This window comes from Microcella putealis (assembly GCF_004216575.1).
Taxonomy (GTDB): Bacteria; Actinomycetota; Actinomycetes; order Actinomycetales; family Microbacteriaceae; genus Microcella; species Microcella putealis.
Genome location: NZ_SGWW01000003.1, coordinates 328232 through 347369, shown reverse-complemented (window position 1 = coordinate 347369; position 19138 = coordinate 328232). Strand labels below are relative to the sequence as shown.

Genomic DNA, 19138 nt, shown 5'->3' with positions numbered 1-19138 from the left:
TCGGGGGGCAGAGCTGGGGATGCGTCACGAGTTCGTGAGCGCCCCGAAAGATGCCGCACGGCGATGTGCGGCGCAGGGTCAACTAGGCGACGGGAGGTTCGCCCGCAAGAATTCCGCGGAGCCAATCACGCGCATCCGTAAAGACGTCGTCGGAGTACTGCGGCACGAACTCGACGGGCCGCTTATCGGCGCGCGGGTACGAGCCTAAAAACATCACGTTCGGGCTGAAGCGGCGCAGGCCGAGCAGTGCGTCGGCGACACGCTCGTCGTGCACGTGACCGTCGAGATCGATGACGAAGCGGTAGCGGCCGAGTTCATCGCCGATGGGCCGCGACTCGATGAGGCTCATGTTGACGCCCCGGGTCGCGAACTGTTCGAGCATCTCGAGCAGGCGGCCGGGGGCATCGTCGGGCAGCTCAACGATGATGCTCGTCTTGTCAGCTCCGGTTTTCGGCGGCAGGCCGAGCGTGCGACTGACCAGCACGAAGCGCGTGACCGCGTTCGGGTTGTCGCCGATGCTCTCGGCGAGCACCGCGAGGTCGTGGTGCTCGGTGATGCTGGGCGGCGCGACGGCGGCCTCCGCGAGCTCGCTCGTGAGCAGGCCCGCGGCGGCGGCAACGTTTGACGCGGCCGGAATGTGGCCGTGGCTGGGCAGCGCGCTCTCCAAGAAACGGCGGCACTGCGCATAGGCGACCGGATGCGCGGAGACGGTGCGAACATCCTCAATCGTCGTTCCGTGGCGGGCGACGAGCACGAAGTTCACGGGGACGAGGTACTCGCCCACGATGCGCAGCCCCGGAACGGTGGCGAGCGCATCCTGCGTGGCACTCACACCGCCCTCGACCGAATTCTCGATTGCGATCATCGCGCCGACGCTGCGGCCCGTCACGACATCGGCGAAGGCTTCACCCGCGTTCGAGACGCTGCGCCACGTGGCGCCCTCGGCGTCGGGCACCTGGCGCAGGGCCTCCCAGGTGAAGGTGCCGGCCGGCCCGAGGTACGAGTACGTCGGGGGCGCGGCGGTCTCACTCATGGGCCGAGTCTATTGCGGGGCGTGTGGGCCGGGCGCGGCGCGGAGCAGCGCGGGGCGCAGTGCGGGGCGCAGCGCAGTGCGGGGCGCAGTGCGGGGCGCAGCGCAGTGCGGGGCTGCACAGCGGGCACGGTGCGGCGAACTGCTGCGCACCAGGCTCGATGCTGGCAACACCGCACGTTCGTTGCAGTACCGGGTAAACGTACGTCGGGTCTCGCACCAAACGGCCAGTGTCGCGCTGGCGGGGGGCGTACCCGCGGAACCGCGGGATGCGCCCGGCTAAGTTCCTGAGAAACGTCACGACTGTGGCAAGGCCGCGGTGGTTGGATGGCCCCATGACGTCTCGCGCCGGAACCCCCGCCCAGCCGCACGACCTGATCGACGTCGAGGCGCTCGTTGCCGCGTACGTCGACCGCCAGCCCAACATGGACGACCCCGCCCAGCGGGTCGCGTTCGGCACGAGTGGCCACCGCGGCTCGAGCCTCGACGGGGCCTTCACCGACACCCACATCGCCGCCATCACCCAGGCGATCGTCGAGTACCGGGCCCAGCACGGCATCACTGGCCCCGTCTTCGTCGGCGCTGACACGCACGCACTCTCGGCGCCGGCTCAGCGCACCGCCCTCGAAGTGCTGGCGGGCAACGGCGTGACGGCGCTCGTCGACTCGCGGGCCGGGTTCGTGCCGACCCCGGCGCTCAGCCACGCGATTATCCGCCACAACGGCGAGGCGTCCGGCGGTCAGGCCGACGGCATCGTCATCACGCCAAGCCACAACCCGCCCCGCGATGGCGGCTTCAAGTACAACCCGCCGCACGGCGGCCCCGCCGACTCCGACGCCACGGGCTGGATCGCCGACCGGGCAAACGCCATCATCCGCGGCGGCAACGCCGAGGTGAAGCGCTCGGTCGTGGTCGACACGCAGCCCTACGACTATCGCCGGCACTACGTCGACGATCTGCGTCACATCGTGAACCTCGGCGCCGTGCGTGACGCCGGCCTGCGCATCGGCGCCGACCCGCTCGGCGGCGCATCCGTCGACTACTGGGCCGCCATCGCCGACACCTACGGCATCGACCTCACGGTCGTGAACCCGGCCGTCGACCCGACCTGGGCGTTCATGACGCTCGACTGGGACGAGAAGATTCGCATGGACCCGTCGAGCCCGAGCGCGATGGCGAGCGTGCTCGCGCACCGCGATGACTTCGCGCTGCTCACCGGCAACGACGCCGACGCCGACCGGCACGGCATCGTCACCCCGGTTGGCGGGCTGATGAATCCCAACCACTACCTCGCCGTCGCGATCGAATACCTCGCCACGCACCGCCCCCAGTGGGGCCCGGGCGCCGCGATCGGCAAGACCCTCGTCTCGTCGACGATGATCGACCGCGTCGTCGAGAGCCTCGGCCGGACGCTGTGGGAGGTGCCGGTCGGCTTCAAGTGGTTCGTGCCCGGCCTTATCGACGGCTCGGTCGCGTTCGGCGGCGAAGAGAGCGCGGGCGCGAGCTTCGTGCGCCACGACGGCACCGTCTGGACAACCGACAAGGACGGCATTTTGCTCGCCCTTCTCGCCAGCGAGATCACGGCGGCCACCGGCTCGACCCCGTCTGAGCTGTACCGCAAGCAGACCGAGCGCTTCGGCGACCCGGCCTACGAGCGCATCGACGCCGCCGCGACACCCGAGCAGAAGGCCGCGCTGTCGAAGCTGTCGGGCGACGCGATTACCGCCGACACCTTGGCGGGCGAGCCGATCACGGCGCGCCTCAGTCACGCCCCTGGCAACGGCGCGGCGATCGGCGGCGTCAAGGTCACGACCGAGAACGCGTGGTTCGCCGCGCGCCCGAGCGGCACCGAGAACGTCTATAAGATCTACGCCGAGTCGTTCCGCGGCGAGTCGCACCTGCGCGAGGTGCAGGCCGAGGCGAAGCAGATCGTCGACGCAGCCCTCGGCAGCTGATCGTGTCGACCCCGCATGAGTCGACGCCGGGCACGAGGGTGAGCGACGTCGCTAGCGGCGCGCTCGATGCGGCCGCGCTGCACGCCCAGTGGGATGCCATCACCGCCACCGACCTTCATGCACGCGGCGGCATGAAGTGGGCGGCGAATCCCGGCATGATCGGGGCGTGGGTCGCCGAGAGCGATCTGGGTACAGATTCGGCCGTGACGGCGGCTCTGCACGCGGCCGTCGATAAGGGTGAATTTGGCTATTTGCCGCCCCCGCTCGCGGCCGAGCTGCGGGAGGCAACGGCGGCATGGATGCGCGAACGGTTCGATTGGGACGTCGCGCCCGCGCGCATCCAGCACATGCCCGACGTGATTCACGGACTCTCGGTCGCGATTGATCTGTTTACGCCCGCAGGATCGCCGGTCATCGTGCCGACACCGGCATATATGCCGTTCTTGACGGTGCCACCCCGCCACGGTCGGGCCGTGATCGAGGTGCCCCACGTGACGGATGCGCGCGGCGAGTGGTCGTTCGACCTCGCGGCAATCGATGCCGCGCTCGGCGCCGGCGCCCGACTCGTGGTTCTCTGCAACCCGCACAACCCCGGCGGGAAGGTCTTCTCGCGCGACGAGCTCGCCGCCCTCGCCGAGGTGGTCGCTCGCCACGACGGTGCGCGCGTCTTCGCCGACGAGGTGCACGCACCGATCCTGGTGGGCGAGCAGCCCCACGTGCCGTACGCATCGGTCAGCGATGCCGCCGCGCGCCAAGCGCTGACCGCGACCTCAGCGTCGAAAGCCTTCACTCTGCCGGGGGTAAAGTGCGCGCAGCTGATCATCACCAACGACGACGACCAGCGCGTCGTCGCCGAGCAGGGTCCGCTGTTCGGCCACGGTACGAGCACGCTGGGCGTCGTCGCCAACATCGCGGCGTACCGCGACGGCGGCCCGTGGCTGGACGCCTTCAACTCCTACCTGCGCGGCACGATCGCGAGCGTCGCCGAACGACTCGAAGCGCGCATCCCAAGCGCACGGTTCGTGCGCCCGGCGGGAAGCTACATCGGCTGGATCGACCTGCGCGAGACGCCCGTGCCGGGCGGCGCCGACCCGCGCGAGACAGACCTCGGGCAGTGGTTTCGCGAGCACGCCCGCGTCGCCCTCACCGATGGCCGCGCGTGCGGCGCGGCCGGAGCGGGCGGGGTGCGCATGATCCTCGCCACGCCCGCCCCCATTGCGCTCGAGGCGATCGACCGCATGGCTGATGCACTCACCGGGGCGTAGCCCTAGCTGTACCCGGTCAGCAGCTTGGTGACACGTAGTTGAGGAGAAGGCCTTCATTCTGAGTGGTGTCTAACGCCATCGAAGAGGAAGGCCTTCTCTTGGTCCACCGTAATGCGAGGCTGGCGCCTGCCGGCCGAATGATTCTGGTCGAGCGGGTGTTGCAGGGTCGCCCGATCTCTCACGTTGCGAAAGAGCTCGGTATTTCACGACAGTGCGCTCACCGTTGGATGGGGCGCTTCCGAAGTCAGGGTGTCACCGGGTTGGTCGATCGCTCATCACGGCCGCGGCGATCACCAACCGCGACGCCCACCACGGTCGTGAGCCAGCTGCTCGCGGCGCGTCAGGCTGAACGGATCGGGCGTGACGAGCTCGCGTTGCGGTTCGAGGTCAGCGCCTCCACGGCATCGCGGATCATCGCCCGGGCAGGACTGCCGCGACTGCATGAGCTGGACCCGGTCACCGGGATCCGCATTCGCGCCTCCCGAACCACGCAGCTGCGTTACGAGCACGACAACCCGGGCGATCTGATCCACGTCGACGTGAAGAAACTCGGCCGCATCCCGGACGGCGGCGGGTGGCGAATCGACGGCCCGACCGTGATCGATCACGACCGTCGCCGGGACCGATCCCGCAAGCTCGGCTTTGACTTCGTTCACGTCGCGGTCGATGACCACTCTCGGCTCGCGTTCGCTCAAATCCTGCCGGACGAAAAAGGCACCACCTGCGCTGCGTTCCTCACTGCAGCAGCAGCGTTCTTCGCCCAGCATGGCGTCGCGATTCGAGGCGTGATGACGGACAACGCGAAGAACTACGTCATCTCCCACGCTTTCCAAGACACGCTCAAACTGCTTGGCGCGCGGCACGTGAGAACCCGGCCGCACTGCCCGTGGCAGAACGGCAAGGCCGAACGGTTCAACCGAACCCTGCAAGAGAACTGGGCATACCGGCACCCGTTTCTGACGAACCAGGCCCGTCATGACGCTCTCGCTCCATGGCTTGAGCACTACAACTACGCTCGAGCACACACCGCCTGCGGAGGCCAACCCCCGATCAGCCGAGTGTCACCAACATCATGACCGGGTACACCTAGCGGCTGAGCGCCAGTGCGGCGCGAGCGTGTCTCTAGACCGAGGGCACGCTGTAGAACCAGGCGAGCCCGCCCGGGTGGTCAACGGTCAGCGTCTCGTCGAGATCGCGGTAGTCACTGTCGCGGTTGTGGCCGACCATCTTGATCGTGGTCTGGCCGTCCACGATTTCGACAGCCGAGACGATCTGAATGTGGTCGGGCGTGCCGTTGTAGTTGAAGTCGAACACGACGATGTCGCCGACCGTCAGGCGGTCACGCTGCTCGTATGGGATGTATTCGACACCGTTGGGCGCCTCGCTGCGCAGCCAGCTGTCGAAGGTGGGCACGTAGACCCATGCGCTCGAGAAGTCGGTTCCGCCGTTGTAGCTGAACCAGTTGTCGGTCATCTGCCACCCGCGGGCGAACAGCGTTTGCGACACGAAGTTCATGCAGTCGCCACCGCTCGGGTTGAAGGTGTTCCAGTCGGCGAGGTTGTAGTCCTGCCAGTGTTTAAAGGCGTATTCCATCTGCTGGTCGACCGGCGTCGTGACGCGGTAGTCGTAGCTCGCGGTCGCCAGGGTCTGCCCGCTCGCGTCAGCGAATGTGACGTCGACGGGGCCGGCCGTGTAGCGCTCGGAACGCGGCGCTGCGAACTCAATGCTGCCCTCGGTGATCGTCGCGTCGACGGCCTGGCCGCCCACCGTCACCGTCACGACCTCGTCGAGCGCGGTACCGCTCAGCGCCACGGTCTCACCGCCCACGAGGCTGCCGCCCAACGCATCGGGAACGATGAGCTCAAATGCTGGCTCGGGCTCAGCAGTCTCGGCCGGCGTCGGCTCTACCGCGGGCGGCGGTGTGCTTGTCGCCGCGTCAACAGGTTCGCTCGGCTGCAGCGCGAGCACCACACCCACCACACCCACCGTCAGAACGAGCGCCGCGGTGCTGATCATGGCGGGTATGACCCAGCGGCGACGGCGTGAACGGGGGCGGGAGAGCGAATCAGTCACGTCTCTATCGTAACTGCTCGTCATTTTTCGAGCCGGGTTGCCCACGGGAGCGGATGCGCGGTGCGCAACCGCGCGCATCCGCCGCTCGCGATTCAACAATTTGTGGCACCTGACCAGCTGTTTCATCTTTTCTGTGGAATGTTTCTTGACACGTTGCAGTAAACGGGTCTAGCGTGACCGCCAACGTGAGAGCGCTCTCACGGCCCGACTGTGAGAGCGCTTTCACGCCGAGCCTCGCTCACACCCCCGCTCGATGTCGAGCACCCATCCACGCACAAAGGAGTGACCGTGACGCTTTCGCGCCGCACCTCTGCGACGGCCGCCATCGCTGGCGCCGCCGCATTCGCCCTTCTCGCCACCGGCTGCGCCGGCACGGCAGACACCGCCGGCTCCGGCGGAGAGCCGGCCTCGGCCGACAACCCCATCACCCTGACCGTCGCTACGTTCAACGACTTCGGCTACACCGACGAGCTCTTCGCCCAGTACGAGGCCGAGAACCCCGGCGTGACGATCGTGCACAACCGCGCCGCGACCTCGAACGAGGCCCGCGACAACTTCTTCACCAAGCTCGGCGCTGGCAGCGGCCTCGCCGACATTGAGGCCGTCGAGGTCGACTGGTTCGCCGAGATGATGCAGTACAGCGACCGTCTCGCCGACCTCAGCGATGACGCCGTCGCCGACCGCTGGGTCGACTGGAAGACCGCGGCCGCCACGGACGCCGACGGCCGCTTGGTCGCATACGGCACCGACATCGGCCCCGAGGCCGTCTGCTACCGCGCCGACCTGTTCGAGGCCGCCGGGCTGCCGACCGACCGCACCGAGGTGGCCGAGCTGCTCGAGGGCGACTGGGACACCTACTTCGGTGTCGGCGAGGAGTACGTCGCCGCGACTGGCCAGGCCTGGTTCGACTCGGCCGGCGCCACCTACCAGGGCATGATCAACCAGGTTGAGTTCGCCTACGAAGAGGCCGACGGCACCGTCATCGCCACCGAGAACGCCGAGGTCGAGGCCATCTACACCGAGGTGCTCGAGAACAGCGCGACCCTGTCGGCCAAGCTCGGCCAGTGGAGCGACGACTGGTTCGCCGGCCTCGCCAACGGAGCCTTCGCCACCATGCTCTGCCCGGGCTGGATGCTCGGTGTCATCGAGGGCAACGCCCCCGAGGTTGAGGGCTGGGACATCGCCAACGTCTTCCCCGGTGGCGGCGGCAACTGGGGCGGCTCGTACCTGACCGTTCCCGCCCAGGGTCAGAACATCGACGAGGCGACGAAGCTCGCCGCGTGGCTGACCGCCCCCGAGCAGCAGCTCACCGCGTTCGCCGCGGCCGGCACCTTCCCGAGCCAGGTTGACGCGTACGAGAGCGAGACGCTGACCGGCGCCACCAACCCGTACTTCAACGACGCCCCCGTGGGCGAGATCCTCATCGACCGCTCGCAGGCGATCGACGTCGCGCCTTTCAAGAGCGTGAAGTACTTCCCCATCAACGACGCAATGCAGCGAGCGCTGACCCGCGTTGATGTCGACGCCACGCACACGATCGAAGAGTCGTGGCAGCAGTGGGTCGACGAGGTGAACTCGCTCTAGCGAGCCGCACCGAGCATCCGCTCACCATCGGGGGTGCCGCGTCGCGAACGCGACAGCGGCACCCCCATCCCACCCCGCACTTACTGAAGGAGCCGCCATGACCGCCGTCGCCGTCGACGAGCGCCCGGTGCGCCGCCTCGCGTTCTCGCAGAAGCTGTCGCGCTGGGACGTGAAATTCTCACCGTACCTCTACATCTCGCCATTCTTCATCCTCTTCGCGATCACCGGCCTCTTCCCCCTCGTCTACACGGCGTGGGTGAGCGTGCACGAGTGGAACCTCATCGGCGGCCAGGGTGACTTCGTCGGCCTCGACAACTTCGCCTTCGTGCTGCAGCAGACCCCGTTCTGGGTCGCGCTGCGCAACACTTTCTCGATCTTCCTGATTTCGGCCGTGCCGCAGGTGGCCTTCGCGCTCGTCGTCGCCGCGGTGCTCGACCAGAACCTGCGCGCCAAGACCTTCTGGCGCATGGGCGTGCTGCTGCCTTTCGTCGTCGCCCCCGTCGCCGTCACCCTGATCTTCAGCAACATGTTCGGTGACCAGTACGGGCTCGTGAACACGCTGCTCGGCAATGTCGGCATCAGCCCGATTGGCTGGCACTCCGACGCCCTCGCGAGTCACTTCGCGATCGCCACCATGGTCAACTTTCGCTGGACCGGGTACACGGCGCTGATTCTGCTTGCCGCCATGCAGGCGATCCCGCGCGACTATTACGAGGCCGCCGCCATCGACGGGGCCGGCCCGATTCGCCGCTTCTTCTCGATCACCATCCCGCAACTGCGCCCGACCCTCATCTTCGTCATCATCACCTCGACGATCGGTGGGCTGCAGATCTTCGACGAGCCGCGCCTGTACGACCAGTTCGGTCAGGGCGGCGCGAACAGCCAGTGGATGACCATCACCCTGTACCTCTACAACCTCGGCTGGGGGCAACTGAACTTCGGCCGCGCGGCCGCCGTCGCCTGGCTGCTGTTCCTCATCATCGTGCTGGTCGGCCTCATCAACATGGCGCTCACCCGCCTGATCGCGAGCTCGTCGGGCGTGACCGCCTCGCAAAAGCGAGCGGTGCGCCGTGCCGAGCGCGCATCCGCGTCGACCGAGAAGGAGAAGGTGTCCGCATGAGCGCCCCCGTCTTGCCCGTCGCCCCCGCCCCCGAGGCGGCGAACGACCGGCCCGCCGACAATCACCGATCGGATGCTCGCCCGCCGCACTCACTCGGCGAACGTTTCCGGGCCAGCCAGGCCCGTCGCCGCCGCGCGAGCGTCGCCGTGCAGCGCCCCGGCTGGTTCAGCTACACCTTCCTGATTGGTGTGCTGCTCGCGTCGATCTTCCCGCTGTACTGGTCGTTCCTGATCGGCTCGGGCGACGCGTCGACCATCACGCAGCGCAGCATCTCGCCGATTCCGGGCGGCAACTTCTTCGCGAACGCCGCGAGCGTGCTGAACGACCCGACGGTGAACTTCTGGAAGGCGATCGGCAACTCAATCATCGTCTCGACCGTGGTCGCCGCGAGCGTCGTATGGTTCTCGACGCTGGCCGGGTTCGCGTTCGCGAAGCTGCGGTTCCGCGGCAAAAACGGGCTGCTCGTCTTCGTCATCGCGACGATGGCCGTGCCCACCCAACTCGGCGTCGTGCCGCTGTTCATCGCGATGAGCCAGCTGCAGCTCGCCGGCACGCTCGGCGCCGTGATTCTGCCCGCGATTGTTAGCGCGTTCGGTGTGTTCTGGATGACGCAGTACCTCTCGCAGGCGCTGCCGTACGAGCTCATCGAGGCCGCCCGCGTCGACGGGGCAAGCATGATCCGCACCTTCTGGTCGGTGGCGCTGCCCGCCGCGCGCCCCGCCGCCGCCATGCTCGGCCTGTTCATCTTCATTGCGACGTGGACGAACTTCTTCTGGCCGTTCATCGTGCTCGACCGGCAAGATCCGACACTGCCCGTCGCGCTGTCGCTCTTGCAGAGCAACTACTTCGTCGACTACTCGATCGTCATGGCGGGCGTGCTGCTGTCGACGATTCCACTGTTGATTCTGTTCGCCGTCGCCGGCCGTCACCTGGTCAGCGGCATCATGCAGGGAGCTGTTAAGGGATGACCCTCGTAACCCCCGCGCCGCAGGGCGCGTCTTCTCTCGCGCGCGCTTTCCCGACCGGCTTCCGGTTCGGGGTGGCGACCGCCGCCTACCAAATCGAGGGCGCCAGCAATCGCGACGGCCGAGGCGACGCGATTTGGGATGCGTTCGCGCGCATCCCGGGCGCCGTCGTCGGCGGCGAAGACGGATCGCGCGCCTGCGAGCACTACGACCGCTACCGCGACGACGTGGCGCTCATGCGCGAACTCGGCGTCGACACCTACCGCTTCTCGACCTCGTGGGCACGCGTGCAGCCCGACGGGCGCACCGCGAACGCGCAGGGCCTCGACTTCTACTCGCGCCTCGTCGACGAGCTGCTCGCCGCCGGCATCACGCCGTGGCTGACCCTCTACCACTGGGACCTGCCGCAGGCGCTCGAAGAGGCCGGCGGCTGGCCCGCGCGCGACACGGCGTACCGCTTCCGTGACTACGCGCTCGCGGTGCACGACGTGCTCGGCGACCGCATCGAGCACTGGACGACGCTCAATGAGCCGTGGTGCTCGGCGTTTCTGGGCTACCTCTCGGGCGAGCACGCCCCCGGGCGTCAAGAGCCGCAGGCCTCGCTCGACGCGGCCCACCACCTGCTGCTCGGCCACGGCCTGACGATTCAGGCGCTGCGCGAGCGCGATGCCGCGCTGAAGCTTGGCGTCACCCTCAACATGACGGTGCCCGACCCGGTTGACCCGAGCCACCCGGGCGACGTTGACGCGGCCCGCCGCATCGACGCGCAGCACAACCGCCTCTTCATCGACCCGATCGTGCGGGGCGCGTACCCGAGCGACCTCATCGACGACCTCACCGCGCTCGAGCTGTCGCTGCCGGTCGAGGAGGGCGACCTGGCGATCATCGGTTCGCCGATCGAGGCGCTGGGCATCAACTACTACCACGGCGGCGCGCTCAGCGACCAGCCCGACCCCTCGGCGGGGCTCTCGACCGCGGCGCCGAGCGAACGGCCGAAGCTGTCGCCGTTCCCCGCCGCCGAGGGCGTGCACTGGCACTCGCGCCAGTTGCCGACCACCGCGATGGGCTGGGAGGTGCAGCCCGAGGGCCTCACCCGCCTGCTGAATCGCGTGCACACCGACTACACGAAGGACGCGGGCATCGAGCTCTACGTCACCGAGAACGGCGCGGCCTACACCGACGTCGTCGAGGCCGACGGCAGCGTGAACGACGTCGAGCGCGCCGCCTTCCTTGAGGCGCACCTCGCCGCCGTGCTCGACGCGATCGACGCCGGCACCCCCGTGCACGGCTACTTCTACTGGTCGCTCATGGACAACTACGAGTGGGCGTGGGGCTACGACAAGCGCTTCGGGCTCGTTCGCGTCGACTACGAGACGCAGGAACGCACGATCAAGGCGAGCGGGATGCGGTACCGCCAGATCATCGCGGATCGCGCGATCGCGGCCGGCTGAGCCGCGCATCCGTTTCGCGTTTCGCCCGCCTGATTACCTGGCTACCCCCTCGTAGACTGCGCCTATGACCTCCGCCACGACCACCGCCCGCGTCGCTCCGACGCTCGAAATGGTCGCCGCGGAGGCGGGCGTGTCACGGGCGACCGTGTCGCGCGTCGTCAACGGCTCGCCGAAGGTGAGCCCCGAGGTGATCGAGAACGTGCAGGCCGCGATCTCACGCCTCGGCTACACGCCGAACCGTGCGGCGCGCTCGCTCGCCAACCGCCGCTCGATGGTCATCGCGCTCGTCGTGCCGGAGGACACCTCGCGCCTGTTCGGCGACCCGTACTTCGCCGCGATCGTGAAGGGCATCACCGACGAGCTCGACGCCTCGGACTACGTGCTGAACCTGCACCTCGCCCGCTCGGAGGCGGCAGAGAAGACGATCGCCTACCTCACCGGCGGCAACGTCGACGGGGCGCTCGTCGTGTCACACCACGTGGGCGACGCGTTCCTCACCGAACTCGGCAGGCACCTGCCGGTCGTCTACGGCGGACGGCCGATCGACCCCGAGGTGGGCGACCCCGTCTTCATCGACATCGACAACGTGTCGGCGGCCGCCGATGGCACGCAGTACCTGATTGATGCCGGATGCTCGCGCATCGCGTCGATCACCGGCCCGGCTGACATGCCGGCCGGCATCGATCGCCTGGCCGGGTTCCAGCGCGCCATGCGGGCGGCGGGCCTCGACGACTCGCTCGTCGCCGACGGCGACTTCACGATGACCGGCGGGGCGCGTGCGGCACGGACGCTGCTCGACCGCGACGCGAGCATCGACGGGCTGTTCGTCGCGAGCGACCTCATGGCCGTCGGTGCCGTCACGGCGCTGCGCGAGCGCGGCCTGCGCGTGCCCGACGACGTCAAGGTCATGGGCTTCGACGACAGCCCCGCCGCGCTGACGAGCGAGGTCGAACTGACGACGGTTCGTCAGCCCTCCGAAGAACAGGGTCGGCTGCTCGCCCGCACCCTGCTGCAGCTGCTACGCGGTGAAGAGACGACGCGCCGCACGATCATGCCGACCGACATCGTGGTGCGCGCGAGCGCGTAGGTGCATGATGGGCGCATGAGCGACCTGTCGACCTCGACTCCCCCGTCACCCATCGCCGTAGAGCGCGGCTTCGTCGTCGCCGTCGCGATCGTGTCGATCGTGCTCGGCATCATCGCGCTCGTGTGGCCGAACGCGACCCTGGTCACCGTGGCGCTGCTGTTCGGCGCGCACCTCGTCGCCGCCGGGGTCTTCCGCCTCGTCGTGGCGATTGCCGCCGGAAACCTGACGGCGCGATTCCGCTGGCTGCTCGGCCTGCTGGGTGCGCTCATCCTCGTTGCCGGCATCGTTGCGCTGGCGAACCCGACCCAAACCGTCATTGTGCTCGCCGTCATCGTCGGCGCCGGGTGGCTCATCGACGGCATCGCCGCGATCACCGGAGCGCTCGGTGGGCGCAGCGCGCTGCCCCGCTGGCTCACCGTCATCGGCGGCGTGGTCTCGATCATCGGCGGCATCGTGCTGCTCGCCGTGCCCGGCTGGGCGGTCGGCAGCCTCGTGCTCGCGGGCGGCTGGATTCTGATCGCCATCGGCGTCACCACCCTGTTCTCGCTGCCCGCGAAGACAGTTCGGTAGACGAGCTGCGCAGTCGCTGGGCAGGTCGGCGGCGGCTGTCACGGCGCGAGTAGCGTGGCGGCATGAGCCTCACTGTCACGAACGACGAGACCGCCAGCCGCTACTCGGTGCACCGCGGCGACGAACTGCAGGGCTGGATCGACTACGACGTGTCGGCCGGTACGCTGCGCCTGCTGCACGCCGAGGTGCCGCCGCTCATGCGCAACAAGGGCGTGGGCGGCGACGTCGTGCAGGCCATCCTCGACGAGGTGCGCGGCTCGCGCAGTGAGCCGGTGCAGCCGGTGTGCGGCTTCGTGCGCATGTGGATGCGCCGCCACCCCGAGTACGACGACCTGACGCAGCGGTAGCCGACGCGGCGGCCCGTGTCGCGCTAGTCGCGCTAGTCGCGCAGCGGGAGGATCACCGGCCGCGAGCCGGGCGTCGGGTGGTAGATACGCACCCCGAGCCCGTAGGCGCGACCCACGCGCTCAGCCGTCAACACCTCGTTCGGCGTGCCGATGGCGGCGAGCGTTCCGCCGGTGATCATGCCCACGCGGTCGGCGTACGCGGCCGCGAGCGACAGGTCATGCAGCACGACGACGACCGCGCGCCCCGCCCGTGCCAGGGCGAGGGATGCGCGCATGACGTCTTCTTGATGGCGCAGGTCGAGCGCCGCCGTCGGCTCGTCCAAGAACACCACCTCGGTGCGCTGTGCGAGCACGCGGGCGAGGGCAACGCGGGCCCGCTCACCGCCCGACAGCGCGGTGAAGCGGCGGTCAACCAGGTGCGCGACGTCGGCCGTGCGCACCGCCTCGGCGATGGCCTCGTCGTCGGCGGCGAACTGCGGCGTGCGCACCCAGGGGTTGCGGCCCATCGCGACGATCTCGCGCACGAGGAAGGGGAAGCTCACGTCGTTCGCCTGGTTCAGCACGGCCCGACGGCGCGCGAGGTCGAGGGGGCGATAGTCGTCGATGCGCTTGTCGTCGAGCAGCACCGTGCCCGCGCTGTAGTCAAGCTCGCCGCTGAGCGCACCGAGCAGCGTCGTCTTGCCCGCACCGTTCGGGCCGACGAGCGCGAGCACCTCCCCCGTGCGCACCTCGAGGGTGACGTCGGAGAGGATCTGCCGTCCGTCGCGCACGACGCCGAGTCCGCGCGCCGTGATGACCGCGCGCTGCTCGGCCGCAACGGCGGGAATCGAGCCGGTCGCGGGCGTGCCGGGAAGGTCACTCATCACGCCCACCCCCCGCTGCGACGGCGCTGGCGATAGAGCAGGTAGAAGAAGAACGGCCCGCCGACCAGCGAGGTGAGCATGCCGATGGGTAGCTCGGCCCCGGCGATGAGGGTGCGCGTCAAGAGGTCGGCGATGACGAGCAGCGCCCCACCGCCGACGGCGCTCGCGACGATGAGGCCCCGGTGGGCGGGGCCGATGATCATGCGGATGATGTGCGGCACGACGAGCCCCACGAAGGCGATGATCCCGGTGAAGGCGACGGCGGCCCCGGTCAGCAGGGCGACCAGCACGATCGCGACGATGCGCAGGCGCTCGACGTTCACCCCGAGCTGGCGGGCGCTGCGCTCGCCGAGCGCGAGCAGGTCGAGTTGCCGGGCAAGCAGCAGCGCGCCCACCGTGCCCAGCACGGCGACCCCGCCGACGAGCAGCACCTGACCCCAGAGGGCCCCGGCGATCGAGCCGAGTTGCCAGAAGACGATCTGCTCGCGGCTCGCCGAGTCGGCGATGAACAGCACGAAGGCGATGCCCGCCTGCGCGAAGGCGTTGATGGCGATGCCCGTGAGCAGCAGCGTGACCACCTCGGTGCGGCCACCGGCCCGCGCGACGGCGTAGACGAGCAGGGTCGCGACGAGCCCGCCGAGGAAGGCGAACACCGCAACCCCCGGGCCGCCCAAAACACTCGCCCCGATCGTGATCGCAATGGATGCGCCGAGCGCGGCTCCTGAGGACACGCCCACGACGCCCGGCTCGGCCAGCGGGTTGCCGAAGATTGCCTGCATGACGGCACCGGCGACGGCGAGCGCTGCCCCCACCATGAGCCCCATCACGATGCGGGGGAAGCGGACCACCCACAGCGTCGACTCGACGATCGGATCGGTGGGCGCCCATCCGTTCTCAATGCCGACGGCACGCAACAGTGACCCGAGCACCTCGGTGGGCGCGATCGCCAGCTGCCCGGTGATCGCGCTCGCCACGATGCCGCCGACCAGCAGGCCGGCCAGCAGCAGCGTGAGCGCGGTGCCGCGCAGCCGCGACCTCACGGAACCCGGTTGATCCAGTCGGGCGTGCTGAACTTTTCGGCCACGAGCTCGTCGATGCGCGCCTGCTCGTCGGCGGTGATGGCGCCCTCGGTGAGGCCGTAGAGGCGGTCGAAGGTGTCGACGAGCGAGTCGATGATGGCGTCGCGACTCATGCCGGTCTGCGACTTGAGCGGGTCGACGCGCTTGTTGGCGCTCGCGATGCCCTTGTCGCTGAGCTTCTCGCGGCCGATGCGCAGCACCTGCACCATGCGGTCGCCGTCCATGTCGTATGACATGGTCGTGTGGTGCAGTACGGCCCCGGCGCCGAGCCGCTTCTGGGCGGCACCGCCGATCTTGCCGGCGGGGCTCGCGATGTCGTTGAGCGGCACGTAACTGGCGTCGATGCCGAGGTCTTGTAGCGCGGTCAGCACCCAGCTGTCGAGGAAGGCGTACGACTCGGCGAAGCTCATGCCCTTCACGAGGTCGATCGGCGCGTACAGCGAGTAGGTGATGGCCGACTGCGGCTCGATGAACATGGCGCCGCCGCCCGAGACGCGGCGCACGACCTCGAAGCCAAACTTCGCGGCGTTGTCGAGGTCGACCTCGTTCTTCACACTCTGGAACGAGCCGATCACGACGGCGGGGCTCGCCCACTCCCAGATGCGCAGGGTGGGGCCGCGGCGCCCGGCCCCGACCTCCTCGGTCAGCACCTGGTCGGTCGCCATCTGCTGCACCGGCTTCAGCGCCGGCCCGCGCAGCAGCTGCCACTCGTGGTCGGCGAACGTGGTGGCGCTGTTCACCGCGCGGCGAATCGTCGTGGCGACGGCCTCGGGGCTGAACCCGAGCAGCTGCGCCCCGGCCGGCACCGCGTCGGCGAGCGCCTGGGTGAGCGATCCGGCGTCGCTGTCGGCGCGCATCCCGAGCACCGCCCGCTCCATCTCGGCGATCGTCTCGTCGGGCTCGACAAAGAAATCGCCGGCGATGCGGATGCTCGCGATGCGGTCGCCGTCGATCGTCAGGTCGACGACGACCAGCTTTCCGCCAGGGACCTTGTACTCGCCGTGCAGGGGGCTGTCAGCGCTCATGCCACGAAGCCTAGTGAGCCGCGCTGATGAGGGGCCGGTCGGCGCGAGCTCGACTACTCGCCGGTGGCGACAGGGAGGTGCGCGGCGGCCGCGTACTGCGACCACGAGCCGGCGTAGAGGCGCCCGGCGGGCAGGCCCGCGTGTTCCAGGGCGAGCAGGGTGTGGCAGGCGGTGACGCCCGAGCCGCAGTAGGCAATGACCTCGCGCTCGGCTGCGCCCGCCGCTGCGAAGCGCTCGCGCAGCACCTCCGGGGCGAGGTGCAGGCCGTCGGGGCCGACGTGGTCGCGGGTCGGCAGGTTGACCGCGCCCGGGATGTGCCCGGCGCGCGCGTCGACCGGCTCCTCGTCGCCGCGGAATCGCTCCGGGGCCCGAGCGTCGATCAGCACAGGCCCGTGGTCGGCGGATGCGCGGCTCACCTCGTCGAGGTCGGCCAGCTTCTCGGCGGGCCAGGCCCGCGTCGACAGCGACCGCGGCCGCGTCGGGACGGGGCCCGTGTCGAGCGCGTCGCGTCCGTTCGAGGCGACCCACGCATCCAGGCCCCCGTCGAGGAGGGCGGCGTCGTAACCGACGGCGCGCAGCATCCAGACGAGGCGCGCGGCGATGACGCCACCGGCGTCGTCGTAGGCGACCACCGCATCCTCGTCGCCGATGCCGAGCGCGCCGAGACCCATCGCAAAGACGGCGGGGTCGGGCAAGGGGTGGCGGCCGTCTTCGCGGGTGGCGGGGGCAGCGAGCCAGGCGTCGAGGTCGACGAACACGGCTCCGGGAATGTGACCGGCCTCGTGCGCTTCGCGACCCGAGCGCCCGTCGAGGTACCAGCGCACGTCGGCGACGACCACCTCGTCGCGGTGCTCGGCGAACCACTCGGGCGAGACAATCGGCGGCAACATGCCCTCAGGCTAGGGTGCGGGCATGGATCCCGTCATGCACGACCTCACCCTGCTCACGACGTGGCTGATGAATGAGGCGGCCGTCGAGCCGTCGGGGCGCGTCGTGAAACCGCTCGACGCGTTCGGCGATCGGGTGCGCGTCGTCGGCATCGGCCTCGCGGCCGGGGGCACACTGCCCGAGCACGACAACCCCGGAGACGCCACCCTGCAGGTGCTCGCCGGCTCGGTCACGCTGTTCGCCGACGGACACGAGTTTCCGCTGGCGGCGGGGCGGCTGATGCCGATTCCGCAGGCGCGCCACCGCGTCGAGGCGCACGAGGCGAGCGCCCTGCTACTGACGCAGGTGCCGCGGGGCTAGGCCGTTCCGGTCGCGCGGGCTCCGTCGAACAGGCGCGCGTCGAGCCACGCGATGAGGTCGTCGCGCACCTCTTGCTGGTTGGTCTCGTTGAAGACCTCGTGCCGCGCCCCCGGGTAGACGATCAGCTCGACGTCGCTCAGGCCGCCGCGGCGCAGGTAGTCATCTGCCAACTTCTTCGCGCTCGCCTCGCCGCCGAGCGGGTCGTCGTCGCCGACCACGATCAACAGCGGGATGTCGCGGTCAAGCTTCGAGGGCCGGCCGTAGAGGCGCAACGCGTCGCGCAGGCCGAACAGGGTCAGCACCTTCGCGTCGGTCGTCAGCTCGTCGGCGACGAACGCCGCAGCCACCTCGGGGTCGCGGCTCAGCCACTCGGCGCCCGTGGTGCCGAGGTGCTTGTGCCGGGCGTTCAGGTCGCCGCCGTTCATGCCGCGCGGCGTGCGGTGGGCGGTGCCGGTGAGCGCGACCGCGTCCCACGGGTGGTTGCCCGCGTTCAGCAGGTTCTGCGCCATCAGCGAGCCCCACGAGTGGGCGACGAGGGCGAGCGGCAGGGCTCCACGCTCGCGGCGGATGATCGTGGCGAGGTCGCGCAGGTTCTGCTGCGTCGCGCGCAGGCCCCCGACCCCGAGTTTGCCGATACGCGTGAGGTCGCCGGCCCACTGCTCGACGCCCGTGGCGCCGTGGCCGCGGTGGTCGTCGGCGTAGACGGCGTAGCCGCGGTTGACGAGATCTTGCGCGAGCGCCTCGTAGCGCAGCGCGTGCTCGCCGACCCCGTGCGCGATCTGCACGACGCCCCGCGGTTTGCCGGGCGACCACACGTAGTAGTGCACCGTGACGCCGTGGTCGTCGACGAACGTGCGGTGGTCGCGTTCGGCGATGAATTTCACCATCTCTGGCCTCCCTGCGGCCAGCGTACGCGCATCCATGCACCGAGCGCTGCGTGCGGCGCTCAGTAACCGAACGCGCCCGCGCACAGTCGTTACCCAAGGTAATGAACTAGGGTAATGAGTTGCCATGACGACTGCTCCGCCTCCTCCCCCCGCCCCCTCCGGCACGCCGCCCGCGTCGACCGACCCCGACGAAGAACTGCGCGTGCTGATTCAGAAACTCGCGCGGCGCATCCGCAGCGAACGTGGCGGCGACGGCATCACCGACAGCCAGCTCGGCGTGCTGTGGCTGCTCACCACCGACGGGCGCATGACGCCGGGGCAGCTCGCTGAACGCGAGCGGGTGAGCGCCCCCGCCATGAACCGCACCGTCAACGCGCTCGAGGGCGGCGGGCTCGTCGCCCGCACGCCCAGCGACGAGGATGCACGGTGCGTGTGGGTCACGCTGACCGACGCGGGCGAACAGGTCGTCGCCGAAACGCGGCGCCTGCGCACGCAGTGGTTCCATGACCGGCTCGACGAGCTCACGGCAGACGAGCGCGCGGCGCTCGAAGCCGCCCGCCCCGTACTGCGGAAGCTAGCCGACAGTTGA

Annotated in this window: 19 protein-coding genes; 12 read left to right on the top strand and 7 right to left on the bottom strand. The window is 69.4% G+C overall.

Features of this window, described 5'->3' with window-relative positions; all coding sequences use genetic code 11:
• Nucleotides 1-82: 82 nt before the first annotated feature.
• Nucleotides 83-1033, bottom strand: a complete 951-nt coding sequence (gene pheA / locus EV141_RS09070; RefSeq protein ID WP_130485629.1) for a prephenate dehydratase — start codon at nucleotides 1031-1033, stop codon at nucleotides 83-85.
• A 332-nt stretch (nucleotides 1034-1365) separates the two neighbouring features.
• On the opposite strand from pheA, the gene pgm reads away from it, so the two are divergent.
• The 3 genes from pgm to EV141_RS09055 all read left to right on the top strand — a co-directional run bounded on the left by pgm (nucleotide 1366) and on the right by EV141_RS09055 (nucleotide 5326).
• Nucleotides 1366-2985 carry a phosphoglucomutase (alpha-D-glucose-1,6-bisphosphate-dependent) gene (gene pgm, locus EV141_RS09065; RefSeq protein ID WP_130485628.1) on the top strand — a complete coding sequence of 540 codons (1620 nt, stop codon included), beginning with the start codon at nucleotides 1366-1368 and terminating at the stop codon, nucleotides 2983-2985.
• A 38-nt stretch (nucleotides 2986-3023) separates the two neighbouring features.
• On the top strand, nucleotides 3024-4250 hold the full coding sequence (locus EV141_RS09060; protein ID WP_198675529.1) for a MalY/PatB family protein: 1227 nt from the start codon (nucleotides 3024-3026) through the stop codon (nucleotides 4248-4250).
• Nucleotides 4251-4348: 98 nt separating this feature from the next.
• Entirely contained in the window at nucleotides 4349-5326 is a 978-nt protein-coding gene (locus EV141_RS09055; RefSeq protein WP_130485813.1) for an IS481 family transposase, read from the top strand.
• 46 nt (nucleotides 5327-5372) lie between these two features.
• Here EV141_RS09055 and EV141_RS09050 read toward each other — a convergent pair whose 3' ends face one another.
• A complete protein-coding gene (locus EV141_RS09050) occupies nucleotides 5373-6323 on the bottom strand; it encodes an amidase domain-containing protein (protein WP_157985536.1) in 951 nt (316 codons plus the stop codon).
• A gap of 288 nt (nucleotides 6324-6611) precedes the next feature.
• Here EV141_RS09050 and EV141_RS09045 point away from each other — a divergent pair, with 288 nt between their 5' ends.
• The 7 genes from EV141_RS09045 to EV141_RS09015 all read left to right on the top strand — a co-directional run bounded on the left by EV141_RS09045 (nucleotide 6612) and on the right by EV141_RS09015 (nucleotide 13447).
• Nucleotides 6612-7907, top strand: a complete 1296-nt coding sequence (locus tag EV141_RS09045) for an ABC transporter substrate-binding protein (protein WP_130485626.1) — start codon at nucleotides 6612-6614, stop codon at nucleotides 7905-7907.
• A 97-nt stretch (nucleotides 7908-8004) separates the two neighbouring features.
• On the top strand, nucleotides 8005-9027 hold the full coding sequence (locus EV141_RS09040; protein WP_130485625.1) for a carbohydrate ABC transporter permease: 1023 nt from the start codon (nucleotides 8005-8007) through the stop codon (nucleotides 9025-9027).
• Complete coding sequence (locus EV141_RS09035; RefSeq protein WP_130485624.1) at nucleotides 9024-9995, top strand: carbohydrate ABC transporter permease; 972 nt, start codon at nucleotides 9024-9026, stop codon at nucleotides 9993-9995. The genes EV141_RS09040 and EV141_RS09035 overlap by 4 nt, the downstream gene beginning before the upstream one ends.
• Entirely contained in the window at nucleotides 9992-11443 is a 1452-nt protein-coding gene (locus tag EV141_RS09030; protein WP_130485623.1) for a GH1 family beta-glucosidase, read from the top strand. Before EV141_RS09035 ends, EV141_RS09030 begins: the two co-directional genes overlap by 4 nt.
• 64 nt (nucleotides 11444-11507) lie before the next feature.
• Nucleotides 11508-12530 (top strand): LacI family DNA-binding transcriptional regulator, encoded by a 1023-nt coding sequence (locus tag EV141_RS09025; protein ID WP_130485622.1) that lies wholly within the window; start codon nucleotides 11508-11510, stop codon nucleotides 12528-12530.
• Between the two features lie 15 nt (nucleotides 12531-12545).
• Entirely contained in the window at nucleotides 12546-13100 is a 555-nt protein-coding gene (locus EV141_RS09020) for an HdeD family acid-resistance protein (protein ID WP_130485621.1), read from the top strand.
• 62 nt (nucleotides 13101-13162) lie between these two features.
• Nucleotides 13163-13447, top strand: coding sequence for a GNAT family N-acetyltransferase (locus tag EV141_RS09015; protein ID WP_130485620.1), 285 nt, complete (start codon nucleotides 13163-13165; stop codon nucleotides 13445-13447).
• A gap of 32 nt (nucleotides 13448-13479) precedes the next feature.
• Here the strand turns inward: EV141_RS09015 and EV141_RS09010 are convergent, their stop codons facing one another.
• The 4 genes from EV141_RS09010 to EV141_RS08995 all read right to left on the bottom strand — a co-directional run bounded on the left by EV141_RS09010 (nucleotide 13480) and on the right by EV141_RS08995 (nucleotide 17304).
• On the bottom strand, nucleotides 13480-14310 hold the full coding sequence (locus EV141_RS09010) for a heme ABC transporter ATP-binding protein (protein WP_130485619.1): 831 nt from the start codon (nucleotides 14308-14310) through the stop codon (nucleotides 13480-13482).
• Nucleotides 14310-15350, bottom strand: a complete 1041-nt coding sequence (locus EV141_RS09005) for a FecCD family ABC transporter permease (protein WP_241969195.1) — start codon at nucleotides 15348-15350, stop codon at nucleotides 14310-14312. The genes EV141_RS09010 and EV141_RS09005 overlap by 1 nt, the downstream gene beginning before the upstream one ends.
• Nucleotides 15347-16396 carry a lipoate-protein ligase LplAB gene (locus tag EV141_RS09000; protein WP_130485812.1) on the bottom strand — a complete coding sequence of 350 codons (1050 nt, stop codon included), beginning with the start codon at nucleotides 16394-16396 and terminating at the stop codon, nucleotides 15347-15349. The genes EV141_RS09005 and EV141_RS09000 overlap by 4 nt, the downstream gene beginning before the upstream one ends.
• 71 nt (nucleotides 16397-16467) lie before the next feature.
• Complete coding sequence (locus EV141_RS08995; RefSeq protein WP_130485618.1) at nucleotides 16468-17304, bottom strand: sulfurtransferase; 837 nt, start codon at nucleotides 17302-17304, stop codon at nucleotides 16468-16470.
• 22 nt (nucleotides 17305-17326) lie between these two features.
• Between EV141_RS08995 and EV141_RS08990 the strand changes: the two genes are divergently transcribed.
• Nucleotides 17327-17662, top strand: a complete 336-nt coding sequence (locus EV141_RS08990; protein WP_130485617.1) for a cupin domain-containing protein — start codon at nucleotides 17327-17329, stop codon at nucleotides 17660-17662.
• On the opposite strand, the gene EV141_RS08985 is transcribed toward EV141_RS08990, so the two are convergent.
• Nucleotides 17659-18549: an alpha/beta fold hydrolase gene (locus EV141_RS08985; protein WP_130485616.1), complete on the bottom strand. Its 891-nt coding sequence runs from the start codon at nucleotides 18547-18549 to the stop codon at nucleotides 17659-17661. The two genes, EV141_RS08990 and EV141_RS08985, sit on opposite strands and share 4 nt — an antisense overlap.
• 124 nt (nucleotides 18550-18673) lie before the next feature.
• Between EV141_RS08985 and EV141_RS08980 the strand changes: the two genes are divergently transcribed.
• The gene (locus EV141_RS08980; RefSeq protein WP_130485615.1) at nucleotides 18674-19138 is read left to right on the top strand and encodes a MarR family winged helix-turn-helix transcriptional regulator; all 465 of its coding nucleotides are present in this window, start codon (nucleotides 18674-18676) and stop codon (nucleotides 19136-19138) included.

What these genes read in the sequence shown, in the direction of transcription:
- pheA (WP_130485629.1), bottom strand. Translation starts at nt 1,033, where the DNA reads ATGAGTGAGACCGCCGCGCCCCCGACGTACTCGTACCTCGGGCCGGCC.
- pgm (WP_130485628.1), top strand. Translation starts at nt 1,366, where the DNA reads ATGACGTCTCGCGCCGGAACCCCCGCCCAGCCGCACGACCTGATCGAC.
- EV141_RS09040 (WP_130485625.1), top strand. Translation starts at nt 8,005, where the DNA reads ATGACCGCCGTCGCCGTCGACGAGCGCCCGGTGCGCCGCCTCGCGTTC.
- EV141_RS09035 (WP_130485624.1), top strand. Translation starts at nt 9,024, where the DNA reads ATGAGCGCCCCCGTCTTGCCCGTCGCCCCCGCCCCCGAGGCGGCGAAC.
- EV141_RS09030 (WP_130485623.1), top strand. Translation starts at nt 9,992, where the DNA reads ATGACCCTCGTAACCCCCGCGCCGCAGGGCGCGTCTTCTCTCGCGCGC.
- EV141_RS09025 (WP_130485622.1), top strand. Translation starts at nt 11,508, where the DNA reads ATGACCTCCGCCACGACCACCGCCCGCGTCGCTCCGACGCTCGAAATG.
- EV141_RS09020 (WP_130485621.1), top strand. Translation starts at nt 12,546, where the DNA reads ATGAGCGACCTGTCGACCTCGACTCCCCCGTCACCCATCGCCGTAGAG.
- EV141_RS09015 (WP_130485620.1), top strand. Translation starts at nt 13,163, where the DNA reads ATGAGCCTCACTGTCACGAACGACGAGACCGCCAGCCGCTACTCGGTG.
- EV141_RS09010 (WP_130485619.1), bottom strand. Translation starts at nt 14,310, where the DNA reads ATGAGTGACCTTCCCGGCACGCCCGCGACCGGCTCGATTCCCGCCGTT.
- EV141_RS08995 (WP_130485618.1), bottom strand. Translation starts at nt 17,304, where the DNA reads ATGTTGCCGCCGATTGTCTCGCCCGAGTGGTTCGCCGAGCACCGCGAC.
- EV141_RS08990 (WP_130485617.1), top strand. Translation starts at nt 17,327, where the DNA reads ATGGATCCCGTCATGCACGACCTCACCCTGCTCACGACGTGGCTGATG.
- EV141_RS08985 (WP_130485616.1), bottom strand. Translation starts at nt 18,549, where the DNA reads ATGGTGAAATTCATCGCCGAACGCGACCACCGCACGTTCGTCGACGAC.
- EV141_RS08980 (WP_130485615.1), top strand. Translation starts at nt 18,674, where the DNA reads ATGACGACTGCTCCGCCTCCTCCCCCCGCCCCCTCCGGCACGCCGCCC.